The organism is Providencia sp. PROV272 (assembly GCF_049901975.1).
GTDB lineage: Bacteria > Pseudomonadota > Gammaproteobacteria > Enterobacterales > Enterobacteriaceae > Providencia > Providencia stuartii.
Genome location: NZ_CP096291.1, coordinates 2,436,237 through 2,460,947, shown reverse-complemented (window position 1 = coordinate 2,460,947; position 24,711 = coordinate 2,436,237). Strand labels below are relative to the sequence as shown.

Sequence of the window (24,711 nt, the reverse complement as noted above, 5' to 3'; positions counted from 1 at the left end):
GCTATTGGCTAATTTTACGAATATAACTGGCGATGATGTCCACTGAGAGCGCAATTTGTTGCGTGATAAATTCATCGCTAGGTTTAAAATCAGTGACACAGAAGGTTTTAATAAAAACATCTGCTTTTAACATTTCTAAAAATCGAGATGAAATACTTAATAGCGTTTGTTCGTTAACTTTCACTTCAGGTAATTCAAGGAGTTTCTCAGTTAATAGCCGATAACTACGTACTGGCCCTTGTTCAAAGAAAGCATGGCTAATTTCAGGAAAGCGGTTATATTCACCAAGGATCAAACGATATAAACCAATAGACTGTGGTTTAATCACATTCAGTAAAAACCGTGCGCCGTAAAAAGACAATACAGATTCAATGCTATGGAGAGAAGGGGGATTATGACTTTCATCATCGGCGAAAATATCGTCAATCATTGATGCAACGACCGCAGCGAATAATCCTTCTTTATCACCGAAGTTTTTATACAGCGTGGAACGAGAGCCTCCTGCACGCTCAATGATCATATCAAGTGTTGTTCCTTCAAATCCATATTGAATAAAAATTTCAGAAGCCGCACTAATTAATGCTTTATTACGACGCTGCCCCTTAGGGGTTTTAGCGAAAAATGGGCTACTCATGCAATACTCATCCTAGCATTATGATTTATCTAACTATTCTTATCATGAAAAGGCAAAGTTCGTGATGACTAATCATGCTTTAACCTGAAAGAGATCATAATTCAGGCTATTATTTCACTTTATGATGTTGCTAAAGGTTATCACGTTTAAATCGTTATCTAAATCATCGCAGTGGATTGGAGGAAAAATGAAAGGGGAGGCTATCGATGAGTTGCAAGGTATTCATGCGATTACCGAAGCACAAAGGGAGATCACTCGATTATGTATACAGTGTGGCCTCTTATTATTACAACATGGTGCGGAGAGTATGCTGGTGGAGCAGCTTACCTGCCGCTTAGGGATTGCACTCGGGGCAGATCAAGTTGATAGTGCTATTTCCTCGAATTCATTAGTACTGACAACCATAATTGAAGGTCACTGCTTAACGTCGACGCGTCGTATTATTGACCGTGGTATTAATATGCATGTGGTGACAGAGGTACAGCATGCTGTCATTTTAGTTGAGCATCACCTTTTGGATCGCAAACAACTTGAGAAGAAATTGTCCTCAATAAAACCATTACGTTATCCACGTTGGATAATGGTGCTGATGGTTGCTCTATCTTGTGCCTGTTTTAGTAAATTAAATGGGGGAGGATGGGATGGCTCCTTAGTGACATTGATTGCGAGTGGTTGTGCAATGTATATTCGTCAGGTGCTGACTTCTCGGCAAATGAATCCTTTGATTAACTTTTGTATTACTGCTTTTGTGGCAACGTCTGTTTCCGGATTATTATTAAAATTGCCATTTTTTGCTCCGACAGCAAGTATTTCGATGGCAGCAAGTGTATTGCTACTCGTGCCGGGTTTTCCATTAATTAATGCGGTGGCCGATATGTTTAAAGGCCATGTTAATACAGGGTTAGCGCGGTGGATGATGGCGAGCTTACTGACGCTGGCGACATGTATTGGTGTTGTGATTGCAATGGCAATTTGGGGACTAAGGGAGTGGGCATGAGTTTTTTACTGGCACTTTTAGAGGATATGTTACTAGCGGCTATTCCTGCTGTTGGCTTTGCGATGGTATTTAATGTGCCGATCAAAGCATTGAAATATTGTGCGTTGTTAGGGGCTATTGGTCATGGCTCACGTATGACTATGATGACACTTGGCTTAAATATTGAATGGGCAAGTTTTATTGCCGCTATTCTTATTGGCGCGATTGGTATTCAATGGTCTCGAACATGGTTAGCACATCCTAAAGTTTTTACGGTTGCAGCAGTAATACCGATGTTTCCGGGGATCAGTGCTTATACCGCAATGATCTCCGTCGTCAAAATTTCTCATTTAGGTTATACCCCTGAGTTATTTGAAACCCTTGTGACCAACTTTTTACGAGCGTCATTTATTGTTGGGGCCTTATCAATTGGTCTATCCCTTCCTGGTTTGTGGTTATATCGTAAACGCCCAAGTGTATAAAAAAACAAGAAGCTCCTTCGGTAAATGTGATATTCAAGAAGGCGTTTGATTGACTTTATTTACTATGGCAACCTAGCCTTTATTCAAAATTAATCTGATATCTCTTTCAATAGCTTTTACTATAAGTTGTTAGATTGATTAATAAACAATTCCTGTTATTAATTAGAATTATTAACATAACTGAATTGCTCTAATATGGAGTAGTTGTGCAATTTTATCGTGGTAAGTCGGTTGTTTCTAATATTCATTAGCTGCAAAAAAGCTTATATTCGGTTGTGTGGTACTGGCATAAGAAAATATGCAGTATATTACAGGATGCACTAACGCATTTAAGTTAATTGTTTATTATCAAAACATCAGTGGTGTTATTTTGAATAAAATATTCGCTTCATTGTACCCAAAATGGGTACTGTCATTCTTTTTATTAATATTTACTTTCCCGCTTATCGCTGCGCCAGGACAGTTTGATGAAGCGAAATTATTAAGTAAAACTAAAGTATATCTGGATCAAAACAATCAAGGTGAGGGAACACTTTACTGTGGTTGTAAATGGGAGTGGGCCGGTAAAAGTGGTGGGGTAGTCGATTTAAACTCGTGTGGTTACCAAGTCCGTAAACAGCAAAATAGGGCAACGCGTATTGAGTGGGAACATATTGTTCCGGCATGGGTATTTGGTCATCAGAGACAATGTTGGCAGAACGGTGGACGTAAAAACTGTGTTTCAACAGATCCTATCTTTCGTAAGATGGAAGCCGATATGCATAACCTTGCACCATCAATTGGTGAAGTAAATGGTGACCGTAGTAATTTTAGCTATGCTCAACTTCCCTCTAATGCGCAATATCCTTATGGTCAATGTCGTAGCCGAGTTGATTTTAAGCAACGCGTTTTTGAACCTAGAGATGAAGTGAAGGGGCAAGTGGCTCGTGTCTATTTTTACATGCATGACCGTTATAACTTGTCGATGTCACGTCAACAGCAACAACTATTGATGGCATGGGATAGACAATATCCGCCGAGTCAGTGGGAAAAACAACGTGACGAACGCATTGCTGCAATCATGGGGCACCATAACCCCTTTGTCACGGGGGAAATGAAATGGGAGCTTGGGCATAAAAATAGTGCTCAAGGGATTAAGCAAGTTGATAAGTTATCGCCTGCACCTACAAAAGAGACACCAAAACCTCAAGCATCTGAAACCAGTACTCAAGTAAAAGGTAATCGTAACTCACATAAATACCATTTAGCACATTACTCTGGTTTTAAAACAACATCCGATAAAAATGCAGTGATGTTCAGCGATGAGTTAGCCGCACAAGCCGCAGGCTATGAATTGGCAGGTAACTGTAAGCCTTAAAAGGTGTTTTTAAGGTAAAGTAAAAAAACACCCCAAAGTTGTACTACAACGTTTGGGGTGCTGTTCATCACTTTTGGGTTTTTTTATATTATTTTTCGCTGACAATTTTGCCATTAATAACGGCGGATTTTTGAACGAACTGCCCATTTTCATCAAATTCAGAGATAAAACCTTGTGGTTCACCATCTTTGAAAACACCGGAAGCATAAACGTTGTTGCTTGGGGTGTCGTGATAAACTTTAAATGGACCTGTAAGTTTTCCGTCAGTAGCGGTCATTTCGATATCCTTACGACCATTTTCATGGTAAATCCGTACTAATCCATTCACTTTACAGTTTTTAACTGGCGTATACATTTTAACGTTACCATTCTCATAGAATGACTCAATGTAACGATCTAAACACCCCTTTTTAACCCAACTTCTGGTTTCCAATTGGCCATTATCGTAATGAAATTCATAAGCGCCTTCAGGTGTGCCTTCTGGCGTTTTAGTTGAAGGAAATTCAATACCTTTTAGTTCACGAAGTGCATCTAGATCAGATTTTGAAGATGTTGGTGTGAGTAGTTGACAACCAGAGATAAGTAGAGCAAAGGAGAAAAGTAAAGTTGGTTTTAATAAGTGTTTTTTTATCATGATGTCCCTATTGAGGTAAATATGAAAATTTCAGTTAGGCACTGGAAAATAATATTTTTCCTATACCTATCAATAAAATATAGTCATATTTAGTTAAATATCAGTCAGAATCTTCTTAAGCTATGATAAATACGGAATAATTGCAGAGAATAAATGTTAATTTATTGTTGCAAACAAAATATAGACGGGGGTATAGTCTGTTTATAAGGAATAAATGCAACATGATAAAAAGTCGGGTGTGTAATATTTTTACGGTTCGTCATAATAGTGTCATATAAATTCATTAGTTTACGGGTGTGATCCAGCAGGGAGGAACTAATGGGAACTAAGTCTTTGTTAATGCTTTTACAAGGCCGGTTACTACTCCATCATGAAATTGTCATGGTGAGATTAGTAACCGGTTTTTTTATTGCATGTTCAACCAACATGAGCTTGAAGGGAGCTCCTCTCTGTTCTGAATAGTCCGTCATTTGAATTGACTTTAACGATACCTGGAAGGGTTAATACTATGAGTAGACAGAAAGCTGCAACAAAGACGCGTCGTGAAATGAAACGGTCATTACGTAAAGAGCGCTCAGGTCGTTACGAAATGGCAAGTGTGGCCTCTTTTGCTGATTTTACGGGGATTGAACCTATTGGTATGGCGAAAGAGCGGCGTGATACATCGCCGATTACTCCACGCAATGATGCGCAAAAGCTCTATATTAATTCGATTAAACACAAGCAATTAATTTTTGCGAACGGTGAGGCGGGTTGTGGCAAAACCTATATTAGTACTGCACTGGCAGCAGATGCGTTAATCAATAAAGATATCAACAAAATCATCGTGACAAGGCCTGTTTTGCAGGCAGAAGAAGATCTCGGTTTTCTTCCGGGTGATATGGCTGAAAAATTTGCGCCATATTTCCGACCCGTTTATGACGTGTTAGTGAAAAGGCTTGGTAACTCCTTTTTGCAATACTGTTTACGGCCTGAAATTGCCAAAGTTGAAATTTCACCTTTTGCTTACATGCGTGGTCGCACATTTGAAAATGCGATTGTCATTCTGGATGAAGCTCAAAACGTTACTGTTAGTCAGATGAAAATGTTTTTAACGCGGTTAGGGGAAAATGTCACTGTTATAGTGAATGGTGATGTGACGCAATGTGATTTACCTGATGGCGTTATATCTGGTTTGGCAGATGCCTTACAACGTTTTAGCAGTGATGAAATGGTCTCAATGGTTAATTTCACGGTAGATGATTGTGTGCGTTCAACGCTTTGTCATCGAGCATTATTAGCTTATAGCCATTAAGTGATGTGATAGCCCCAGTTGTTAGCCAATAAAACTGGGGCTATTTGCAAATCTAATGATGATTAATGATGCAGCATTTCATGGACAATTTGTTCATCATTAAGCGAATAGGGGTAATAAGTTGGCCAATTATCCATTTGTTGTAATAGTTTTTCGTGGGATTCATTCCCCATATAGAGGTGAAAATGCCCTGAGGCCTGCGGTTCAATAATATGGTCACTAAATTGGATATATTTCGGTGCTTTTGAGTGTTTGTCTTGGCATTCGAATAAATAACGAACCCCTTTTTTACCAGAAGTATAATGGAGGATTTTAAAACCGGAATAGTGGTATTCACAACGGCTGATTTGACCATTCTGGGTAAATTCAATAATGTTATTCTCAATACTGATATTCTCAACGTCCGTTTGATAACCTTTTTTATAATAAGCGCGATACTCATCGACGGTTTTGTCTTTATTGTTTTTTGCTTTATGCTCCAATACGGGATCGAGTTTGCCAGTTATTAATAATGGGTAAATTGACTCCCAGATGCCATCCCAATCACTGAGCTTTCTATCTTTTACATCAACATCATTAAAAATACCTTTACTTGCTTGTATCGCTTTTTCGGATTGCGGGTGAGCATGACTATGAGCTTGTGTATTAAAGCTAACAAAAAGTGCACTGAGACTTAATGCAGCGGCAATAAGGGGTTGCTTATTCATTGAAGGTTCCTATAGTCCATAATAAATTAAGGTTATGTTATAACATAACATTTAATGAATGCAAAAATATTTTTGGGGAGAATAGGGGGATGTGGGTAAGATTGAGCTATTGGAAACTAAAAACAGGCCACGTTAATGGCTGTTTTTAGGGAAAAGTACTCGAAGAGAGGGCTTTAATAGTTGGGTTTTCTAATCTGCTGCTCTTTATAAATCTCTTGGTTTTTCTTGATTGTATTTAATACGCTGTCTTCATATGGATCATTTTTCGGTTGACTATCCTTGTGAGCAGAATTGGGGGAAGTGGCGCATCCAGACACGAGGACAGCAATAATAACTAATAACCCTAAACGCATACAAACCTCCTAAAATGAAAAGGACTAACATAATTCAAAATATCAATTTTTAAAAACCAGCTGGCTAATTAATATATTTAATTTATGGATAAATAGCCAGATAGCATACTTTGAAGTTTTTATTCAATGGATTGTTTATGTGGAATATTTACACAATAATAAAGTGATGGTGAGTGCCATCACTTTTCATCAGTAGAGATTAAATATTAATCATCAGGATTATCCATCACATGATGTCTTTCTTGATGATAACCTTCTTCATCGTAACCATAACGCCAATAAGGTATCGCATAAATACTTTCACGACTAACCCCTTTTTCGCGGCGAATAAAACGGCGTAAATCGCGAATAATTTGGTCTTCTCCGGCAATCCAAAATGACGTATCTTCGGTCGGGATATCCCAAGATTTGAACGTATTAATTAGCTCATTATTTTTACTAATATCACCACAAATCCATATTACCTCGATACCAGCAGGTTTAGTTAATTCGCGAATATCGCCTTGGTGATCTAAACGTAAAACGACTTTACCTGTCGCATTTGCAGGCATTTTTTCGAGTAATGCTGCAATCGCTGGTAATGAGCTTGAGTCTCCTGCCATGAAATAGTGTTGCGTATGAGGTAATAATGGATCAGGCCCTCCTGGATTGGTGATCCCCATCCAGTGACCTTGTTCCGCATCGCGAGCGAATAAATATGCTGGTCCTGAAGCGCCATCATGCATGGCAAATTCAACGTCTATTTCTTTAACCTCTGGGCGGATTGCTCGAACGGTATATGTACGCACAAAGGGGCGTGGCTTATCTTCTGGCCAGCGGCGCCCTTGTTCACTGAGTATTGGTAATGCAGGCTCGCTTTTTAAATCAGGGGCGAGAAAAATTTTGATATGACCACCTTCACATTGTGTTGGATAGTCACCCAGTCTTTCTCCCGTAAAGGTAATGCTGCGAATAGAAGGGCTGATATCTGTAATGGATTTGACCTGAACAAGTTGCGGTGGCGCCGGGCGGTAAATATTCTTTTCGACGGGTTTGTCACTAGCCACAGGCGGTCTCCTTTTAGTTATGATAATGATAAAATTATTATTTGGTAATTGTTATCATTATCATATCATGGTTTTATTGAATATAAATAACCGGAAACCAAACATTTTTATATCCAAAAAAATGCCACATTCGTCAGAAACGAGTGTGGCATTTGTGTGAGGGGGATTACTTGACTTTCATCCCCGCGGCAGTCATTAACAACTTAAATACGGAAGAGAATGCAAATAGCGCCAGTACACTTCCTAACCAAATAATCGCCATCCAACCTATCTTTTTCCACCAAGGTGATGAAATAGCCTGATCAGTGGTAACCTTGGTCTGGGGTAATTTTTCCTCTGAAGACATAGTAACTCCAATAGGTATAAACCAAAATAATAGGGATAATAAATAGAGCGCCAACAAGCATAAAACCTAAACTTTCCATTGGCCCAGCCGCATCACGGAAACTGATGGCGGGTGGAATGAGATTTGGCCAAATACTGATCCCTAACCCCGTAAAACCAAGGAAAATTAATAGCAACGCAGCTAAGAAAGGAATGCTATCCCATTTTTGTCGTTTGGCGCTTTTTAGCATGACCCAAACACACCACACGACTAATAATGGAACTGGCAGGAAGAAAAAGAGATTTGGTAAGCTAAACCAACGGCTATAAATCGCCTCATTGAGAACAGGTGTCCATGCACTGATGATAACAATCACAGCCAACATCACGAGTGTTAATGGTCGCAATAAACGGTACATGGTTTGGCGCAAATGACCTTCAGTTTTCATGATCAGCCAACCGCAGGCCAGTAGTGCATAAGCAACCACTAAACCAAAACCACAAAATAGTGGGAACGGTGAGAACCAATCGAAATAGCCGCCCATATACACACGGTTTTCAACATGGAAGCCTTGAATAAAGGCACCCACAACGACGCCTTGAACAAAAGTGGCGAAAATCGAACCCCAAATAAAGGCGTGATCCCAATGTTTACGATGCGACTCATCCGCTCTAAAGCGGAACTCAAATGCCACGCCTCGGAAAATCAAGGCTAATAACATAAAAGTTAGAGGAATCGATAAGGCATCAAGCACAATGGCATAAGCGAGCGGGAAAGCGCCAAATAGCCCCGCACCGCCTAATACTAGCCAAGTTTCGTTGCCATCCCAAACCGGGGCGACACTGTTCATCATCAAGTCGCGATCTTGGCTATCTTTAAGGGCTGGGTACAAGATACCGATTCCTAAATCGAAGCCATCCATCACGATATACATCAAAATACTAAAGACAATGATGACAAACCAAATGAGTGGTAAATCAATGCCCATGAGCTGTATCCTCCTGAATCCCTTTACGAATTAATTTCATCATGTACATATAGCCGATACCGAACACACTGCCGTAAACAGCAAAGAAAGCCAGTAGACTAATACTCATATGCATTTCACCATGCGCACTGACAGCGTCCGCAGTTCTTTGTAGCCCATAGACGACCCAAGGCTGACGACCTATTTCAGTGGTAAACCAACCAGCTAAGATAGCGATTAGCCCTGATGGCGCCATGACGAACATAAAACGCAAGAAAACTTTCGATTCATAAAGGTTTTTGCGATAACGCAGCCATAACCCCCAAACACCAGCCGCAATCATTAACAAACCTAGCCCTACCATGACACGGAATGACCAGAACACCATGAAGACATTTGGTCTATCTTCGGGTGGATAATCTTTCAACGCAGGAACTTGCTTATCAAGACTATGGGTCAAAATGATGCTCGCAAGATAGGGAATTTCGAGTGCGTATTCGGTTTTCTCTTTTTCCATATTAGGAATACCGAAAAGGATCAATGGGGTGGCTTCACCTGGTTTATTCTCCCAATGACCTTCCATAGCCGCGACTTTGACGGGTTGATGTTTTAGGGTATTTAACCCATGAGCATCGCCAATAAGGGCTTGCAGAGGCGCTAAAATTAAAATCAGCCATAATGACATGGAAAACATTTTCTTCATGGCAGAAGATTTATTGCCTTTAAGCAAGTGCCAAGCTGCTGAAGCACCAATGAAAAATGCGGCTGCAAGGAATGCCGCTGTGGTCATATGCAATAACCGATAAGGGAATGAAGGATTGAAAATAACGGCTAACCAATCAACGGGAACGATGCGGTTATCGATAATTTCAAACCCTTGCGGTGTTTGCATAAAGCTGTTTGATGCAAGGATCCAAAACGTTGAGATGATAGTACCGAGAGCAACCATGCAGGTTGCAAAGAAGTGCAATTTTTCACCAACACGGTTCATACCGAATAGCATGACACCAAGGAAGCCCGCCTCTAGGAAAAAAGCAGTGAGGACTTCATAAGTTAGCAATGGCCCTGTGATACCACCGGCAAAGTCGGAAAAAAAGCTCCAGTTAGTTCCGAACTGGTAAGCCATCACCAAGCCAGAAACAACCCCCATACCGAAATTGACCGCAAAGACTTTCGACCAAAAATGGAACAATTTTATATAATCACTATCCCGAGTTTTCAGCCACAAGCCTTCGAGTACCGCGAGGAAACTCGCCAGCCCGATGGTGATCGCTGGGAAAATAATATGGAACGAGACTGTAAACGCAAATTGTATACGAGCCAGTTCCAGCGCAGTTAGTCCAAACATATTGACCCCTGATTGGAATTGATAATGCGCACATCACAGTTTCGTTTTTTCCGTTAGCAATGTTGGTGCTGTTCCGTAGCAAAAATAATCATTGAAACGACAGGCTTGTGAAAAAAACCACAAACCTAACGAAAAAGTTTTGTGCTTATAGTTAAAAAAAAGTCAGGTGAATGTATGGATAAGTAGAACATGAGACGATAAACTATAATAGTAACAATTTTTGAGTTATTAACTATAACAGTTGAGGCGGATATGACGCGATACGAACAACTGGCTGCACAAATACGCCAACAGATTGAAGATAATATCTGGCAAGTTGGCGATAGATTACCGTCACTTAGGGAAAGTGTAAAACAATCAGGTTTGAGTTTAATGACAGTTGTACAGGCTTACCAATTGCTCGAAAGCCAAGGTTGGATCGCTGCAAGGCCACAATCAGGGTACTATGTTGCTCGTCGAAATACGAATTTTGCGGCAGCAAAGGGAGGAAAAGGCCTGCATCTTAATGAAAATGTTGAGATCAACGCCTCTATTTTTGGTGTTTTGCAAGCTTGTAAAGATCCTGACATTATTCCATTTGGCTCAGCATTCCCTGAACCGGCACTGCTTGATGAACCGAAATTAGGGAAAACTCTCGCGTCAGTGGCTCGGCGTTTAGCGAGGTTTAATACGACAGCGAATTTACCGCCGGGTAACGAGCAATTACGCCGTAATATCGCTCAGCGCTATGCCAGCCAAGGGATCCATGTTGCCCCCGATGAAATTGTGATCACGGCTGGTGCGATGGAATCACTAGTATTAAGCCTACAATCGGTAACCCAACCGGGAGATTGGGTGGTTATCGAATCACCTGCCTTTTATGGTTCATTACAGGCTATTGAACGCCTAAAATTAAAAGCGATCGCCATTAAAACAGATCCGTTATTTGGGATTGATTTGGACGCATTGGAAGATATTGCCGCAAAATACCCCATAAAAGCCTGTTGGTTAATGACGCATTACCAGAACCCACTTGGGGGGACGATGCCGCCAGCAAATAAAAAACGGCTGGTGGAGATCTTGAATAAAAATCAAATTGTTTTGATTGAAGATGATGTGTATGGCGAATTGTACTTTGGTAATCAACAGCCGATCCCTGCCAAAGCTTTAGATACTAAGGGTAACTTTTTCCATTGTTCGTCATTTTCGAAATGTTTAGCACCGGGGTATCGGGTCGGTTGGGTGGCGGCAGGGCAACACGCGACAAAAATTCAGCATTTACAGATGATGAGTACTGTTTCTGCCAGCGTTCCAACACAGCTGGCGATCGCGGAGTACCTTACTCAGGGGGGATATGACAATCACTTGCGGAAACTACGTCAGACAATGGAGCAGCGGCAACACCAAATGTTAGGCGCAATCGCACAATATATGCCGCCTTCCGTTAAAGTGAATACGCCAAAAGGGGGCTATTTTTTATGGTTAGAATTCGAACCACCTTTTAATGCGGTACGTCTCTACCAATTAGCCCTTAAGGAAGGGATAAGCATTGCGCCTGGCAGTATGTTTTCAACCAGCGATCAGTTTAACCATGCGTTTAGACTTAATACTTCATTTACTTGGAATGAACAGTTAGAACAGGCGATGAAAACATTAGGGCGTTTATGTTATTCATTGATTACCGAGAAACGTGGTTAGTCACATTTTAAGTGTCGAAACATTGCCCTAAGTCACTAAGTTTGCCACTCTTAATTATCATAACGGATAATTGATTGCTCGGGGGAATGTATGAAAATTAAATGTTTTGATGCGGCAGAGTTACCCATTGAAGAATGGCAAGATAAGTGTGGGAACAGCGCTGAAGTTTTTTGTTGGCCTGTCGCATCTGACTTTTCGCTTCGAGTAAGCATTACACAAATCAATCAATCGAGTGTTTTAAAACAGCACGCTGAAAGTGAACAATTTTGTATTTCTTTGGATAATGGTCAGCTGTCTATTCGAGATCAACAAAAGACTAAGCATTCTATGGCAAAAATTGGTGACGCTTTTCATTCTGAGGGGGAACAATTGATTGAACTTGAATTAAGAGGCTCCCCAGTCCGTTTACTTAACGTATCGGTTAACCCTGAGCGTTGGCGAGTTAAAAGCCATGTGATTGCACAAGAACAACGTTTGCCAATAGGGCAGGCAGGGATAGTGTATGTCTTAGCTGGGGAATGGGATGTCTCTGGGGCGAATTGTAAAATTATGGCCGTTAATCAAGGGGGCTGGTGGCTACCTGACATTGGGGAAGGGCATATTACGCCTCGTGTGGCAGGTAGCAAATTAATTTGGGTTGATATTACGGCCTGTTAGCTATTGGCTAAGCCAATCGCCGCGAGTGACAACATGCCTCCAGCAACGCCTTCCGTTAGACGGCGACGCTTATCGCTGTAATTTCCTTTTTTATGTACGGTGGCAAATACCATACCAATCATGCCATAAATCACGATACATGAGGCAATAAAGGACGTTGATAAAATAATAGACTGAATAGCAACACTGTCCGAAGAGTGAATAAAATTAGGTAAAATGGCAAAGTAGACTAAGAGTCCTTTGGGGTTAAGAAAGCTAGTTAGAAAACCTTTCAGAATGACACCTTTAGATGGCGCTGATTTTAGCGTTATCTGGCTTGGTTTCATGGCAGATAAGATCATTTTTATGGCTAAATATGCGACATAAGCGACACCGACCCATTTAATAGTATTAAATAAGCGTGGTGACGCAGCCACTATCGCAGCGAGACCTAAAGCGGCTAGGATAGCATGCATAATATAGCCCGAGATAATGCCAATATTAGCTTTCCATACGGCAGATACGCCTCCCGATAGCCCTTGCGAAGAGATAAAAAGAATATCAGGACCCGGTGTACAAATAAGAGGGATCACCGTCGCACTAAACAGAATAATTGATTGTAGCTCCATCTGTATGCCTCATAGATATCATTTGATTATTGTTGTTGAGTTTAGCAAGTTAGCTTGAGGGAAATTATAATGATTTCATTGTAATATTTGGTCATTTTATGGGTAATAATGGATTTTAAATTTAGCATTGAATATCAAAAATCGTTAAACCATAGGAAAATAATGCCAATCAAATAGATACGGGTAAGTTGGCTTGCTCAAACTTTATTAAGGAAGATGCAAGAGGGTTAAATTACTGGCTAAATCACAAGGCAAAAAAATACATTTAATATTCAATGAACTAAGTCATTAACTATTAAATGTATGATAGGTTAAAATATAAAAAGTACTTATTTTTTATTAATAGGTTATTTCATCAATTAGGGTAAGCTATTTTTAGCCAAACTATTTCATATTAGCATCGATTACTTGATAAAAAGCGTTGGCTGTATCCGCAATCGTCCAGACACCAAGAATAATTTGGTATCCTGTACGTTTTGGAATATTACACTCTATTCTTACGTTATTTTTGGGTACATTTCCTCTATCTTGTTGTTCACAAAACGGTTTTAAATCAAAATCATTACGTGTTAATGGTTTATTTGGATCCCAATTTTGTTTAGTGATAAAAAATTGCCATGATGTCGTTCTGTGTGATGCAGTTAATGTCCAAGAAAATACATTTTTACCACTAGATACATTCACTTTATGCCAACGACTGTTCGACTGTTCATTTAACTGAGAAAAATTGGCATTACCTCCACTTGCGATTTGACCATCCTTTGGCCCCCTTTCTGGGAAACCTTTAGGGCCTTCAACCGATTGAGGCTCATATTGAACGGCACCACACATTTTATTTAAATTGCCACCCATGGATGAACAAAGAAAAGCGCGGCTTGGTGGATTATCGATATAACCATGGCGAAGTACGTTATTATCAGCTAATGCTGACATTGAAAGGAAAAGCATTGATATAGCAATAAATGTTGTTCTCATAGAAGTATCCTCATGTAAAAATTAACAACCATATTTAAATGATGTATAACCTATAAAGAATGAACTCTCTGTTGTTATTTTATTAAACTAATTCGGTTATCTAGATGCGTATACTTTTTATTATGTGTTTATCAAAAGCTAATGAAAAATATTGAAAATAGCCCAACTAAAAACATAAATTATCACTAGTAGATACTAAAATGTTGGCTATTGTTTTTTCTCTATTACCATCCCCTCTTTTTAGGAAAAGAGTAGTTAATATTTATCAAAGATAAATAAAAGTATTAAAATGCATTATGAGGGCAAATAACTCTCACATACAGTTTGCTCAGTCAATATATGTATTGTTTTTGTCTATGGCCTCCTAAATTATACAGAATGGTGAAATTTTCATAAAACATACTGATGAGAAAGTGGCTTTAAATATGCCATATAGTCTTATTTCGTCAGCTTATTGATAAGTTAACCAACAGTGCCGATACCATCATAGCAAGTTCCACGCTCTTTCAAATGTTTCATCATCATAAGGTTGTGTTCCATTTTCATGCTTAGAACCTATCCCAAAAGGAATTGTCAGATAATACATAATGATAATTTATGAGGGCAACGTATGGTAGGTAATAAGTGGCAAATCAGTGATGAACTCTGGGAGAAAATGGCTCCTCTCATCCCGGAGCATAGAACTCAACACCCGCTGGGTACGCACCGCAAGCGGGTTGATAATCGCGCTGCAATGAACGCCATTTTCTTCGTACTCAGGACGGGTTGCCAGTGGAATGCGCTAAATGCCACCGGTATATGCTCGTCAAGCTCTGCTCATCGCCGATTTCAGGAGTGGCGGGATGCTGGCGTATTTGAACGCTTCTGGCAAAACGGGTTGCTTGCTTGCGAACAGTTGGACGCTATTGACTGGTCGTGGCTGTCGATGGATGGTTGTATGACCAAATCACCGCTGGCAGGCTCAAAAAAACAGGCAAGAACCCAACAGACCGAGGGAAACGGGGCGTAAAGCGCAGTCTGATGACTGACGGGAACGGGCTTCCGCTTGCACTGGTTGTCGCTGGAGCAAATACGCACGACATAAAGCTGGTTGCGGATACGCTCGATGCCCTCCAGACGGGCAGACCGGGCAAGAGGCTCCGGTTGTGCATGGACAAAGGGTATGAAGCGGAATGGTTGGGAGCGTATCTGAAAAGTCGTCGCTATGAACCTCATATCCAGTCACGGAAGGATGAATCAGAAGCCATCAAAAACACGGATTTTAAGGCCCACCGCTGGGTTGTAGAGAGAACACACAGTTGGATGAATCGCTACCGTCGTGTCCTGACTCGTTGGGAGAAGAAGGTCGAGAATTATGAGGCAATGCTGCATCTTGCCTGTGCCATCATTGTCTGGAATAAAATCCTATTGGGATAGGTTCTTAATAATCGATTTAGCGAGTTTTATTAAAATTGATTTGTTTTCAAGATTAATAAATGTATTGGGGGATACATTTAGCGCTTTAGCAATATCATTAATATAATCGCTTGTTTGATTTTCATTGCTAGGTGCCCATCGACTAATTAATTGAGATACGGTTTGCAATGAGTATCTACGTTGATAGGTACGCAGTAACGCGAATAGTGCTCTGATACCATATTCTGAAGATTCAAATCGACAAAATCGTTTTTCAATAGATTTATCGTGTGGTAGTTGCCCCTTCCAATGATTGGCTTCATTGTATTCAATGTTACCGGGGTTATTGTTTCTGATGCCTCGAGAGATTTTAATCATGGATAAATTCTCCAATTCTAATGTTTAAATAAAAATGATACGAACATTTTTAATTAATCTATCAGTCCTAAGTAATAGGATTTATATTTATGTAATGATTTTAATTATATTAAAAAAGTGTTGGCGCAGATTATTAAAATTAAGTCATAAGACTCAATGAGCAGAAGAATACTGCTCATTGAGTAATACAAAGAGAAAATGAGATAAATTAAATTATAGATAAAATCATATTTACGATTAAATCAAATAAGTAAAATTGATTTTTATTACTATAAATAAATTACCGAATTATTATCTGATGTTGGCAGTGAATTACCATCATGATCAGCTGCACCTGTGTCAATATTAGGGGTTGCTGCGCTAGCAAGGCTAAATTCATTTCCTTCACTATTGGTTACCTTAAGAATATTAACATAGGCCATTGCAGTAACTTCCACATTAGGATATATGCCAGTTACATTCATATCAATATGAACCTTTCCGTTAATTTGTTGAGTAGTTGATAGCTCATCTAAGGTTGCGTGTATTTCTTGTCTATGAGTTTCGACACTAAAGTTAGCTGAAACCCACGCAAAGAAAGCAGTAAGACCTGCGCCAAATTTATATTCATTAAGCAGCTGTTGATACTTAGCCGACGATTCAAGGCTAATAATACTAAAATCCATGTCACCTTGTAATCGAACAACAGCGCCTTGGCCTGAGACAGTCGCAGAAATACCTCTCATCATTCCTTTCTTTTTTGAAACCTGCCAAGAACTCACATTACTATTGTTTGTCTTTACTGCTCCAATTGCAATATCGTTTATTTCGGAGAATGTTGTAGTCATTTTAATACCCTTAGTTTTAAATAAAGTGATGTTGTGGTGCTATTAAATAGATTAGTGGTTTATGCTATAAAACCACACACTATCTAATGGCAATAATACTATTTGATATATTGTATTGATAATGTGATCGATAACGGATTTTTGTGTTGTTATATTGTTTCTAGTTGAGATAAATATTCAAATTATTGTTTTTTTTGAGTATTTAGATCAAAATACTTATAGCTAAGTATTTTTACTTGAAGGATTTATTTTCACTGTCAGCGATATTTGCGGATAGTCTTGTAATTTTTTGAAAAATAACTAATTTAGTTGAGTGTTCTACTTGTTGTTTTATCTGATAAAATATGGCTGTATCGTTTCTTAGCTTGATGTTTATAGAGCGAGGTAGCGTGCGATTTCGAGATATTATGCTTTTAAATATGGGAATGATGGCAGATGGTGTCAAAACCATGGCGAATGACTTTGCTAACGTCACTATATAGTTTTTTTAAAAAATTATAATTATTTGGTATTAATTTTGGTGATCCTTCTTTTAATTGAAGATTAATGGGAAGGTGTGTTTTATCATTATTTTATAAATAGAGGGTAATAATTTTTATCACTATTAATGCTAGCAAATGAGAGACTTGTTTCTCCTGAACAAGATTCAGATACCGTATTGAGTATTTGGGGAGCCTCAAACCTTAGGGGAATTGCTGTATTTATCATGCTTAGTCATTATTGTGGGTTTTTCAATTGAAAGCTTGCTTACCAATAGGTGCTTTTTGATTACGTCAAAGAGAACAAATCAAATCAATTGTATGATATAAAAATATCGCCATGTACCATTAATAATCTCAAACATAAAGCACCATTATTTTAATATCGAAATGACTACTTCGATTTATAGCGATAAAGGTAGATAGCCACAATATTACTCATAATATGCTTCAATGAATATTTCCTGAAATTTATACTAGGTCATTTTAGTGTTAACAATGACTAAAATCATAGCGTATCATTTAACAGCAAACATAAAAATGATAGTCGACGATTCGGCTTACTCTCCGTAAAACTTAAGATAGGCGCTTAGTCGCAAAATAGAACTACGAATGAAACCAGTGCGACCTTCTTCTTGATGGATAGATTATGTCCATGTTGCGAACTTGGCTGGCAGTGATTGATGTAAATTCCTCACGACACGTCAGAGAAGGGATAGTATCATGACCAGCCATTAGCTTTTTTACATTTTATTCGGAATTTTCATTGTGACCTCATTTGCTGAACTTAACACGCTACCTGAAGAACAACTTGCTAACCTTACTGAGCTAGGTTACGTAACAATGACGCCAATTCAGGAGGCTGCGTTACCAGCGATCCTTGCAGGCAAAGACGTCCGTGCTCAGGCAAAAACGGGAAGTGGTAAAACCGCTGCTTTTGGACTGGGTCTGTTACAACACATCGATGCGAAACAGTTCAGTACACAATCACTGGTATTGTGCCCGACTCGAGAATTAGCAGATCAAGTCGCGAGCGAACTGCGCCGCTTAGCACGTTATATGGCAAATATTAAGATCTTAACACTTTGTGGTGGTGTGCCATTTAGTGTGCAACGAGATTCCTTAATCCACGCGGCTCATATCATTGTTGCCACGCCGGGGCGACTTCTTGACCACTTGAACAAAGAAACCGTAAAACTGGATACATTACAAACATTGGTATTAGATGAAGCAGATCGCATGCTGGATATGGGATTTGCTGATGATATTGATGAAGTGATCAGCTATGCGCCCATTAGCCGTCAAACACTATTATTTTCAGCTACGTGGCCAGAAACAATTACAGCAATGAGCCAGCGTATCCAACGTAATGCAATAACGATTGAAATCAATTCAGTTGATGAATTACCTGCTATTGAACAACGGTTTTATGAAGTCGCTCGTCATGAAAAAATAGATTTATTACAAAAACTGTTAAGCCAACAGCAACCCGCATCTTGTGTGGTATTTTGTAACACAAAAAAAGATTGCCAAGCGGTGTATGATGCACTAAATGAGTGCCATCAAAGTGTTTTAGTATTGCATGGTGATATGGAACAACGTGAGCGAGATCAAACGCTTGTTCGTTTTGCTAATGGCAGTAGTCGTGTATTAGTTGCAACCGATGTGGCGGCTCGTGGGTTGGATATCAAATCATTGGAAATGGTAATTAACTATGAATTGTCATGGGATCCAGAGGTGCATGTTCATCGCATTGGTCGTACAGCGCGTGCAGGTGAAAGTGGGTTAGCGATTAGCCTTTGTGCTCCTGAAGAAGCTCAACGCGCTAATGTGTTAGAAGAAATGTTAAATATAAAGCTTAACTGGAAGTCAGTACCAACCGGCTTAACTATCACACCACTTGAAGCTTCAATGGTAACACTGTGTATTGATGGTGGTAAAAAAGCGAAGATGCGACCTGGCGATATTCTTGGGGCGTTAACAGGAGATATTGGCTTGGCAGGGGATGATATTGGTAAAATTACTATTCATCCAATGCATGCATATGTCGCAATCAAACAGTCTGCTGCACGCCATGCTTGGAAACAATTGCAGCAAGGAAAAATTAAAGGTAAATCCGTTAAAGTAAGATTGTTAAAATAAAACTAGCAATATAGGCAACCATTAGCCGTGTGGTTTGTATGACATGGCTAATGGTAGGTAATCATTACTTAAAATGAATACAGAGATTCAATGGATTGACCGAGTTTTTCTGCCAGCTCAGAAGATGCATATCTATCCATCACAACCTCAATATATGCCGCACGATTTTGCGATTCAGCCATATTAATTGCGGCATCTAACTCATCGCAACGGGTGACCTTTTGGCAATACCAATCTTGGCAACCAAGTGCAGCAGGTAATTGGGCATAGTGCCATTGCGGTAAGTCATTATAGTAGGCTTCAGGATCTTTACAGAGTAAGCGTTCAATAAGATAACCATCATTATTAAGGACAAAAATAATGGGTTTTAAGCCAAAGCGAGCGAATTGGCTAATCTCTTGGGCGGTTAACTGATGAGAACCTTCACCAGTAATTAAGATAATACGGCGATTAGGTTCAGCTATTGCAGCACCAAAAGCCGCAGGTGTTGCCCAACCAATAGAGCCCCAGAGTGTTTGGTTATGGAATTGTGCATTTTGTGGAAGCAGAGCAAAACCTAATCCCATCGATGCTGTACCTGTTTCCGCGATAATAATATCGTCTTTTTTGAACATCTGCTCAAGTCGCGGATAAAGATAGTTTGCAGTAATTTGCCCATTTTCCCCCTGAACTGGCGTACCGAGACCTTGAGCTTTTATCCCTTGGTGATGCAATGAAGGAGCAAGCTCTTTGAGCTTAACCAGTACATCTTGCATATAGACTTGAGGATAGATAGCAGAGCCCACTTTCACATGGTCGGCAAGGATATTAATTCGATGCTCAGGGAGAATAGTAGCGGTAAAGCTACCAGAGTTAAAATCGGTAAGGACAGCTCCAATTCCCAGCACGCAATCACAACTTTCGACAAATTCACCTACTTGTGTATTCATTAATTTGCCGTTATAGATCCCCATATAAGTTGGATTGGATTCACTGACAATGCTTTTATCCATAAACATGGTGGCGTAAGGTAACCCAGTCTTATCAATAATTGCTTGCACTTCATTAGCATAGCCTAATCGAGCACTTAAAATACCAGGAATTATGCAGGCTTTTTGGCTTGAATTTAGCTTTTCTAAAATAGCCGTAACGGCGGCTGATAATGACTCATTATTACTTTTATGAATAACAGGGGTATCAGTATTTTTATCTGTAACGACTGGCATGACCGCATAATCTGCGGGTAAACCAATATAAACAGGACGGCGTTCACGTAGGGCCGTTATAATTAAGCGTTCGGTTTCGGCAATACAGTTTTCAGGGGTTAAAATTGCGTGAGCGCAGCTTAGGTGTTGACTCATTTGATAAAAAACATCGAAATCACCATTGCCGAGCGTATGGTGAACGAGTTTATGGTTTTTTTGTACACCACTGGCAGGCATACCAACTAAATGAAAGATAGGAAGATGTTCTGCATAGGAGCCTGCAATGCCGTTGAGTGCGCTTAATTCTCCTACACCAAATGTGGTTGAAAGTGCAGCGGCACCTTTAATACGAGCATATCCATCAGCTGCATATGAGGCATTGAGTTCATTACAATTACCAATCCAACGCATATTGTTACTTTCACAGACCGCATCTTCTATGGGGAATGCGTAATCACCTGCGACGCCAAAAATATCATTGATGCCGATCTCATTTAAGCGTGCTAAAACATGTTCGATGACGGTTTTATTCATTATATTATCTCCTAATGATCACGTTAGCCGATAATTCTGCTTTTTATTAGTTCTAACGTAGATCTTTCTTTAGTGGAAATTATTTATAATTATTCCATCTATAACAAAAACTCATAGGAGCAGACATGGATATACGTTCATTGCGTTATTTTGTTGAAGTGGTACAGCTAAATGGGTTTAGCCGAGCAGCAGAACGTTTATTTGTGACCCAACCTGCGATTAGCCGTAGCATTCAAAAGTTAGAGCAAGAGCTTGGTTATACATTATTAGTGAGAGAAAACGATGGAGTGAGACTGACGGATGAAGGCGAAATTTTATTGAGTCATGCAAAACAAATACTCAAACAATTTAATAGCATGAATAAGGCGTTAAAAGAGAAAGAAGGGCCTCTGTCCGGTATTTTGAATGTAGGATTACCACCTGTCATCGCGTCAACTTATTTTGCGGATATCATCATGGCATTTAGTCGACGTTACCCACAGGTGGAATTAAAAATTTTGGAGCTAGGCACGCATAAGATGATGGAGGCGATGTTAAACGGCGAGGTGGAGACCGCGGCAGTGATGCTGCCTTTCGACAATGAATTGTTTGACTTACACGTTTTTTCGTCAGATCGATTGATGCTGTTAGTGAGTGAACAGCATCCGCTAGCTATGCGTAACTCGGTGAAGTTTGCAGAGCTTATTGATGAGCCGTTTATTTTCTTCTCTGAGGACTTTCGCATAAATGAGTTAGTCATGAGCGCTTGTGGGATCTATGGAAAAAAACCGGTTATTGCTGGGCGCAGTAGCCATTTAGATCTTGTAACAGCGATGGTAAGGGCAGGGGTTGGTGTAACATTATTACCAGATAGTATGTGGAATAAAACACGTGCAGATGGTTTGTCAATTATTCCTGTAATAGAGCCTGTACTCTCTTATGAAGTCGCTTTAGCAACATTGAAAAATAGTCATCAAAGCCGCAGGGCAAAAGCTTGGAATGCGCTGGCAAAAGAAATGTTAAACATCCAATAATGAGGCATTGATGGCAAAAATGTTTTTTATAGAAAGAAAAATGATTGTATAGCCACTTTCTCTTAAGGATAAGGAACAAGAAGACTTATTTTTTAGATGTTGGATAGAGTTTATCCACCAATTTTTTATCTGATTTAAAAAGCAACATACTATTACATATAATTATGCAAGATTTTATTGGTATATGAGTTTAGTCTTAGGGGGCGTGAGTTTATTGTGGGGTAAGACTCTGTGATTTGCCTAGTTTGTTGTTGGGATTAACATATCAAAAGCAGGTAAATACATAATTTAAATTATAGCTTCATCAAGGCTTGATCTCGTTCTGGGGTTCGCAGGAGAGTGAGTGCATCGTGGTTAATTCTATAATTCAGGTCCGCCAGCGGCTTAGCGATGCACCCGCAGTTTTTAACAAGAAAAATACTGGCGGTATAGCCATATATTTATATCTGGAATGCTAAAATGAAAAGACCAACTAGTAAAAATATAAGCCACTATTTTGAGTGTATGAAGAAATAAAATTTGAACTAATTAGTCGATTAAAATATTTATTTTTTCACAGACAAATAAGCTGTTGGAGCCACCATTCTCAGAGTTGAATTTGCCTTGATTAAGGTACTCGCTGATATGCTGATAAATGGTAGTCTGGTGAAATCTTAATACCTGAGCGATCAGGTCAGTACTCCATCCTTCGGAAGCAAGAAGAACGGCTTTTATTTTATCTCGACCTTGTCCGTCACAAATTGCGTCGTGAAAGCGTTTTAGCTTTGTTTTTTTTCTAACACAATTAATATCCTAATAATAAAAATAATGTTCTTGATTTCGCATAAAAAAGCACATTCAATAATTAAAAATATATATTATTAATTAATATACAGCTTTAATAATTAGAGTCTAATACAACCTTTAAGGAAATTGCACTATTATAGTTCATAACCAAAATATCATTTGGACTGTCTTTTTATGATAATTAAATACATGTAATTCTATTTTAAGTGTGCTATTTATAACATCATAAGGTTTTAATCTGATTAAAAACGTTATGGTAAATATTTACTAGTGTAAATTAAAGGATAATGTAGATGAGTGTTATAACAAAAATAAACTTAGGTATGCATCAATGCAGGTTTTAGCTCAGATCTAGCTGGGAGATTACAGAATGCCGCAAAGATGAACAATCACTACAAAAAAACTTAATCTCAAGTTAGTGATATGTTATTACCAACATAGTATTGATAAAATTAGATATAACTAGTTCAATAAGTTATTTAGGGTAAATTTGTGAATTTAAATCTGAATGTGAAAAAACTTTTAATATAAAAAGATAGCTTGAGATAAATGAATTTTAGCCATACTAAATAGACGAATCGCATAGTGTATCTATGCACTCTGTCTGTTATAGCTAGACTCTTTCACTCATTCTAGTTATTTATTAAATAATATGATTATTAACTAAAATCACAATGTTGGAATACTGAATGAATAAAACTCTACATATTAACTTGATATCTTTTATTGTAAAAAGTTCAGGTTGGCTGTGTATTATAATTTACTGTTTATTTACTTTTATTTCTGCTGTGTGGGTATCAATGAGTTTTACACAAATTAGTGGAGTGTCGCTAACCTTTTTCACATTATTGGTAGCACAAATTATATTCCTTTTACTTGCCATTATAACAAAACAACAAACGGCGGATTCAAGTCCGAAGTGCAACGCTAAGCCGCCTTTCTTAGCTCCGCAAACACCACCGAAGGTTGTCTGAACCCCAGACACTTGCGTGGCCTGCTGTTCAACGCTCCCTGATAGCGTTGTAAGTCTTCTTCTGTCACTGTCCGCAGGTCTGTTCCTTTCGGGATAAACTGTCTTAACAACCCATTCGTATTCTCGTTCAGCCCACGCTCATGCGAGGCATACGGATGGGCAAAGTACGTATCTGCGTTCAGTGCTTCTGCTATCGCCTTGTGCTCACTAAACTCTAGACCGTTATCGAACGTTATTGTGTGACATACATCCTGATACTCACTCAGCAGTGAGATAATGGCCTTACTGACTTCCACCGCATCCTTTGAAAACACCTTTTTTGTCAGGTAAATACGGCTTTTGCGTTCTGCCAGTGTCACGATAGCACCAGTGCCCTGTTTACCCTGCACCAAATCGGCCTCCCAGTCCCCCAGACGGCTACGGTCATCGACGACTGACGGCCGTAGCTCAATGGATACCGCATCAGGGATGCGCCCTCGTTTCTGCCCGTAGCCCTTACGATATCGCCGTTTGCCCTGCCTAAGATGCCTGTACAACTCGCCACCGCTACGCTTATCCGCATAGATATACTGGTAAATCCATTCATGGCTGACGCTAAGACCAATAATGCTGCCAATTGCACTTATTTGCTCAGGACTCCACTTCCACTCCAGAGCAAATATCACGAAATCTATGGTCTGCTGAGGAATTGTCCTTTTGGCAGATGACAGCCGCCTATCACAGCACTTCTGGTGTGCCTGTTGTGGGTTATAACCAGTATCTGAAGTGTTACGCCTCAGTTCACGGGAGACCGTGGACTTGCTTACACCGATACGGATACCTATCTCATGGCAGGATAAATTATCCTCACGCAGTATCGATATCTGGTATCGTTGTCCTTCGGTTAGTTGCTGATACTTCATACTTACTCGCTCATCTTTGGTCGGAAGAGCAGGATAGCTTATCAGTAGCTAACCGTCC

Annotated in this window: 23 protein-coding genes and 1 pseudogene; 9 read left to right on the top strand and 15 right to left on the bottom strand. The window is 39.5% G+C overall.

The genetic code is table 11. The features are described from left to right. Position 1: 1 nt before the first annotated feature. Entirely contained in the window at positions 2–634 is a 633-nt protein-coding gene (locus tag M1E93_RS11235; RefSeq protein WP_036940046.1) for a TetR/AcrR family transcriptional regulator, read from the bottom strand. Positions 635–821: 187 nt separating this feature from the next. Between M1E93_RS11235 and M1E93_RS11230 the strand changes: the two genes are divergently transcribed. The 3 genes from M1E93_RS11230 (at position 822) to M1E93_RS11220 (ending at position 3,449) form a co-directional block, all read left to right on the top strand. Continuing rightward, entirely contained in the window at positions 822–1,631 is an 810-nt protein-coding gene (locus M1E93_RS11230; protein ID WP_052038362.1) for a threonine/serine ThrE exporter family protein, read from the top strand. Beyond that, positions 1,628–2,092: a threonine/serine exporter gene (locus M1E93_RS11225; RefSeq protein WP_004919301.1), complete on the top strand. Its 465-nt coding sequence runs from the start codon at positions 1,628–1,630 to the stop codon at positions 2,090–2,092. Before M1E93_RS11230 ends, M1E93_RS11225 begins: the two co-directional genes overlap by 4 nt. Positions 2,093–2,390: 298 nt before the next feature. Beyond that, positions 2,391–3,449, top strand: a complete 1,059-nt coding sequence (locus M1E93_RS11220) for an endonuclease (protein ID WP_104873427.1) — start codon at positions 2,391–2,393, stop codon at positions 3,447–3,449. An 88-nt stretch (positions 3,450–3,537) separates the two neighbouring features. Here the strand turns inward: M1E93_RS11220 and M1E93_RS11215 are convergent, their stop codons facing one another. Continuing rightward, positions 3,538–4,083 (bottom strand): toxin-antitoxin system YwqK family antitoxin, encoded by a 546-nt coding sequence (locus M1E93_RS11215; RefSeq protein ID WP_004919304.1) that lies wholly within the window; start codon positions 4,081–4,083, stop codon positions 3,538–3,540. A 508-nt stretch (positions 4,084–4,591) separates the two neighbouring features. On the opposite strand from M1E93_RS11215, the gene phoH reads away from it, so the two are divergent. Further along, positions 4,592–5,377: a phosphate starvation-inducible protein PhoH gene (phoH, locus tag M1E93_RS11210; protein ID WP_036940049.1), complete on the top strand. Its 786-nt coding sequence runs from the start codon at positions 4,592–4,594 to the stop codon at positions 5,375–5,377. Positions 5,378–5,439: 62 nt separating this feature from the next. Here phoH and zinT read toward each other — a convergent pair whose 3' ends face one another. The 6 genes from zinT to M1E93_RS11180 form a co-directional block, all read right to left on the bottom strand. Further along, positions 5,440–6,084 carry a metal-binding protein ZinT gene (gene zinT, locus M1E93_RS11205; protein WP_004919308.1) on the bottom strand — a complete coding sequence of 215 codons (645 nt, stop codon included), beginning with the start codon at positions 6,082–6,084 and terminating at the stop codon, positions 5,440–5,442. 173 nt (positions 6,085–6,257) lie between these two features. Next, complete coding sequence (locus tag M1E93_RS11200) at positions 6,258–6,437, bottom strand: hypothetical protein (protein WP_004919309.1); 180 nt, start codon at positions 6,435–6,437, stop codon at positions 6,258–6,260. 206 nt (positions 6,438–6,643) lie between these two features. After that, a complete protein-coding gene (locus M1E93_RS11195; RefSeq protein ID WP_004919311.1) occupies positions 6,644–7,483 on the bottom strand; it encodes a siderophore-interacting protein in 840 nt (279 codons plus the stop codon). Positions 7,484–7,649: 166 nt separating this feature from the next. Further along, positions 7,650–7,829: a DUF2474 domain-containing protein gene (locus tag M1E93_RS11190; protein WP_072197222.1), complete on the bottom strand. Its 180-nt coding sequence runs from the start codon at positions 7,827–7,829 to the stop codon at positions 7,650–7,652. After that, on the bottom strand, positions 7,786–8,796 hold the full coding sequence (gene cydB, locus M1E93_RS11185; protein WP_004919319.1) for a cytochrome d ubiquinol oxidase subunit II: 1,011 nt from the start codon (positions 8,794–8,796) through the stop codon (positions 7,786–7,788). The genes M1E93_RS11190 and cydB overlap by 44 nt, the downstream gene beginning before the upstream one ends. After that, complete coding sequence (locus tag M1E93_RS11180; protein WP_004919322.1) at positions 8,786–10,123, bottom strand: cytochrome ubiquinol oxidase subunit I; 1,338 nt, start codon at positions 10,121–10,123, stop codon at positions 8,786–8,788. Before M1E93_RS11180 ends, cydB begins: the two co-directional genes overlap by 11 nt. Before the next feature lie 252 nt (positions 10,124–10,375). On the opposite strand from M1E93_RS11180, the gene M1E93_RS11175 reads away from it, so the two are divergent. Next, the gene (locus tag M1E93_RS11175; protein ID WP_004919324.1) at positions 10,376–11,800 is read left to right on the top strand and encodes a PLP-dependent aminotransferase family protein; all 1,425 of its coding nucleotides are present in this window, start codon (positions 10,376–10,378) and stop codon (positions 11,798–11,800) included. Between the two features lie 90 nt (positions 11,801–11,890). Then, positions 11,891–12,457, top strand: coding sequence for a HutD/Ves family protein (locus M1E93_RS11170; protein WP_004919326.1), 567 nt, complete (start codon positions 11,891–11,893; stop codon positions 12,455–12,457). On the opposite strand, the gene M1E93_RS11165 is transcribed toward M1E93_RS11170, so the two are convergent. Then, a complete protein-coding gene (locus tag M1E93_RS11165) occupies positions 12,454–13,065 on the bottom strand; it encodes a LysE family translocator (RefSeq protein ID WP_053110870.1) in 612 nt (203 codons plus the stop codon). The two genes, M1E93_RS11170 and M1E93_RS11165, sit on opposite strands and share 4 nt — an antisense overlap. Before the next feature lie 384 nt (positions 13,066–13,449). Further along, positions 13,450–14,013: a lytic polysaccharide monooxygenase gene (locus tag M1E93_RS11160; protein ID WP_050979655.1), complete on the bottom strand. Its 564-nt coding sequence runs from the start codon at positions 14,011–14,013 to the stop codon at positions 13,450–13,452. A gap of 637 nt (positions 14,014–14,650) precedes the next feature. Here M1E93_RS11160 and M1E93_RS11155 point away from each other — a divergent pair. After that, positions 14,651–15,456, top strand: a pseudogene (locus M1E93_RS11155) (IS5 family transposase). On the opposite strand, the gene M1E93_RS11150 reads toward M1E93_RS11155, so the two are convergent. Continuing rightward, positions 15,445–15,813: a structural protein gene (locus M1E93_RS11150; RefSeq protein ID WP_426206919.1), complete on the bottom strand. Its 369-nt coding sequence runs from the start codon at positions 15,811–15,813 to the stop codon at positions 15,445–15,447. The pseudogene M1E93_RS11155 and the gene M1E93_RS11150 overlap by 12 nt on opposite strands. A gap of 269 nt (positions 15,814–16,082) precedes the next feature. Continuing rightward, positions 16,083–16,640, bottom strand: coding sequence for a hypothetical protein (locus tag M1E93_RS11145; protein ID WP_004919334.1), 558 nt, complete (start codon positions 16,638–16,640; stop codon positions 16,083–16,085). 1,247 nt (positions 16,641–17,887) lie between these two features. On the opposite strand from M1E93_RS11145, the gene dbpA reads away from it, so the two are divergent. Continuing rightward, the gene (gene dbpA, locus M1E93_RS11140; protein WP_014658258.1) at positions 17,888–19,261 is read left to right on the top strand and encodes an ATP-dependent RNA helicase DbpA; all 1,374 of its coding nucleotides are present in this window, start codon (positions 17,888–17,890) and stop codon (positions 19,259–19,261) included. A 68-nt stretch (positions 19,262–19,329) separates the two neighbouring features. On the opposite strand, the gene M1E93_RS11135 is transcribed toward dbpA, so the two are convergent. After that, positions 19,330–20,979 (bottom strand): alpha-keto acid decarboxylase family protein, encoded by a 1,650-nt coding sequence (locus M1E93_RS11135; RefSeq protein ID WP_061064098.1) that lies wholly within the window; start codon positions 20,977–20,979, stop codon positions 19,330–19,332. Positions 20,980–21,104: 125 nt separating this feature from the next. Here M1E93_RS11135 and M1E93_RS11130 point away from each other — a divergent pair, with 125 nt between their 5' ends. Further along, a complete protein-coding gene (locus M1E93_RS11130; protein ID WP_004919341.1) occupies positions 21,105–21,992 on the top strand; it encodes a LysR family transcriptional regulator in 888 nt (295 codons plus the stop codon). A gap of 528 nt (positions 21,993–22,520) precedes the next feature. On the opposite strand, the gene M1E93_RS11125 is transcribed toward M1E93_RS11130, so the two are convergent. Beyond that, positions 22,521–22,706, bottom strand: a complete 186-nt coding sequence (locus tag M1E93_RS11125; protein ID WP_404935919.1) for a hypothetical protein — start codon at positions 22,704–22,706, stop codon at positions 22,521–22,523. Positions 22,707–23,705: 999 nt separating this feature from the next. Further along, positions 23,706–24,653 (bottom strand): IS30 family transposase, encoded by a 948-nt coding sequence (locus M1E93_RS11120; protein WP_140035165.1) that lies wholly within the window; start codon positions 24,651–24,653, stop codon positions 23,706–23,708. Positions 24,654–24,711: the final 58 nt, after the last annotated feature.

Coding starts and splice junctions, on each gene's coding strand:
- M1E93_RS11235 (WP_036940046.1), bottom strand. CDS start 634: ATGAGTAGCCCATTTTTCGCTAAAACCCCTAAGGGGCAGCGTCGTAAT.
- M1E93_RS11230 (WP_052038362.1), top strand. CDS start 822: ATGAAAGGGGAGGCTATCGATGAGTTGCAAGGTATTCATGCGATTACC.
- M1E93_RS11225 (WP_004919301.1), top strand. CDS start 1,628: ATGAGTTTTTTACTGGCACTTTTAGAGGATATGTTACTAGCGGCTATT.
- M1E93_RS11220 (WP_104873427.1), top strand. CDS start 2,391: ATGCAGTATATTACAGGATGCACTAACGCATTTAAGTTAATTGTTTAT.
- M1E93_RS11215 (WP_004919304.1), bottom strand. CDS start 4,083: ATGATAAAAAAACACTTATTAAAACCAACTTTACTTTTCTCCTTTGCT.
- phoH (WP_036940049.1), top strand. CDS start 4,592: ATGAGTAGACAGAAAGCTGCAACAAAGACGCGTCGTGAAATGAAACGG.
- zinT (WP_004919308.1), bottom strand. CDS start 6,084: ATGAATAAGCAACCCCTTATTGCCGCTGCATTAAGTCTCAGTGCACTT.
- M1E93_RS11200 (WP_004919309.1), bottom strand. CDS start 6,437: ATGCGTTTAGGGTTATTAGTTATTATTGCTGTCCTCGTGTCTGGATGC.
- M1E93_RS11190 (WP_072197222.1), bottom strand. CDS start 7,829: ATGTCTTCAGAGGAAAAATTACCCCAGACCAAGGTTACCACTGATCAG.
- cydB (WP_004919319.1), bottom strand. CDS start 8,796: ATGGGCATTGATTTACCACTCATTTGGTTTGTCATCATTGTCTTTAGT.
- M1E93_RS11180 (WP_004919322.1), bottom strand. CDS start 10,123: ATGTTTGGACTAACTGCGCTGGAACTGGCTCGTATACAATTTGCGTTT.
- M1E93_RS11175 (WP_004919324.1), top strand. CDS start 10,376: ATGACGCGATACGAACAACTGGCTGCACAAATACGCCAACAGATTGAA.
- M1E93_RS11170 (WP_004919326.1), top strand. CDS start 11,891: ATGAAAATTAAATGTTTTGATGCGGCAGAGTTACCCATTGAAGAATGG.
- M1E93_RS11165 (WP_053110870.1), bottom strand. CDS start 13,065: ATGGAGCTACAATCAATTATTCTGTTTAGTGCGACGGTGATCCCTCTT.
- M1E93_RS11160 (WP_050979655.1), bottom strand. CDS start 14,013: ATGCTTTTCCTTTCAATGTCAGCATTAGCTGATAATAACGTACTTCGC.
- M1E93_RS11150 (WP_426206919.1), bottom strand. CDS start 15,813: ATGATTAAAATCTCTCGAGGCATCAGAAACAATAACCCCGGTAACATT.
- M1E93_RS11145 (WP_004919334.1), bottom strand. CDS start 16,640: ATGACTACAACATTCTCCGAAATAAACGATATTGCAATTGGAGCAGTA.
- M1E93_RS11135 (WP_061064098.1), bottom strand. CDS start 20,979: ATGAATAAAACCGTCATCGAACATGTTTTAGCACGCTTAAATGAGATC.
- M1E93_RS11130 (WP_004919341.1), top strand. CDS start 21,105: ATGGATATACGTTCATTGCGTTATTTTGTTGAAGTGGTACAGCTAAAT.
- M1E93_RS11120 (WP_140035165.1), bottom strand. CDS start 24,653: ATGAAGTATCAGCAACTAACCGAAGGACAACGATACCAGATATCGATA.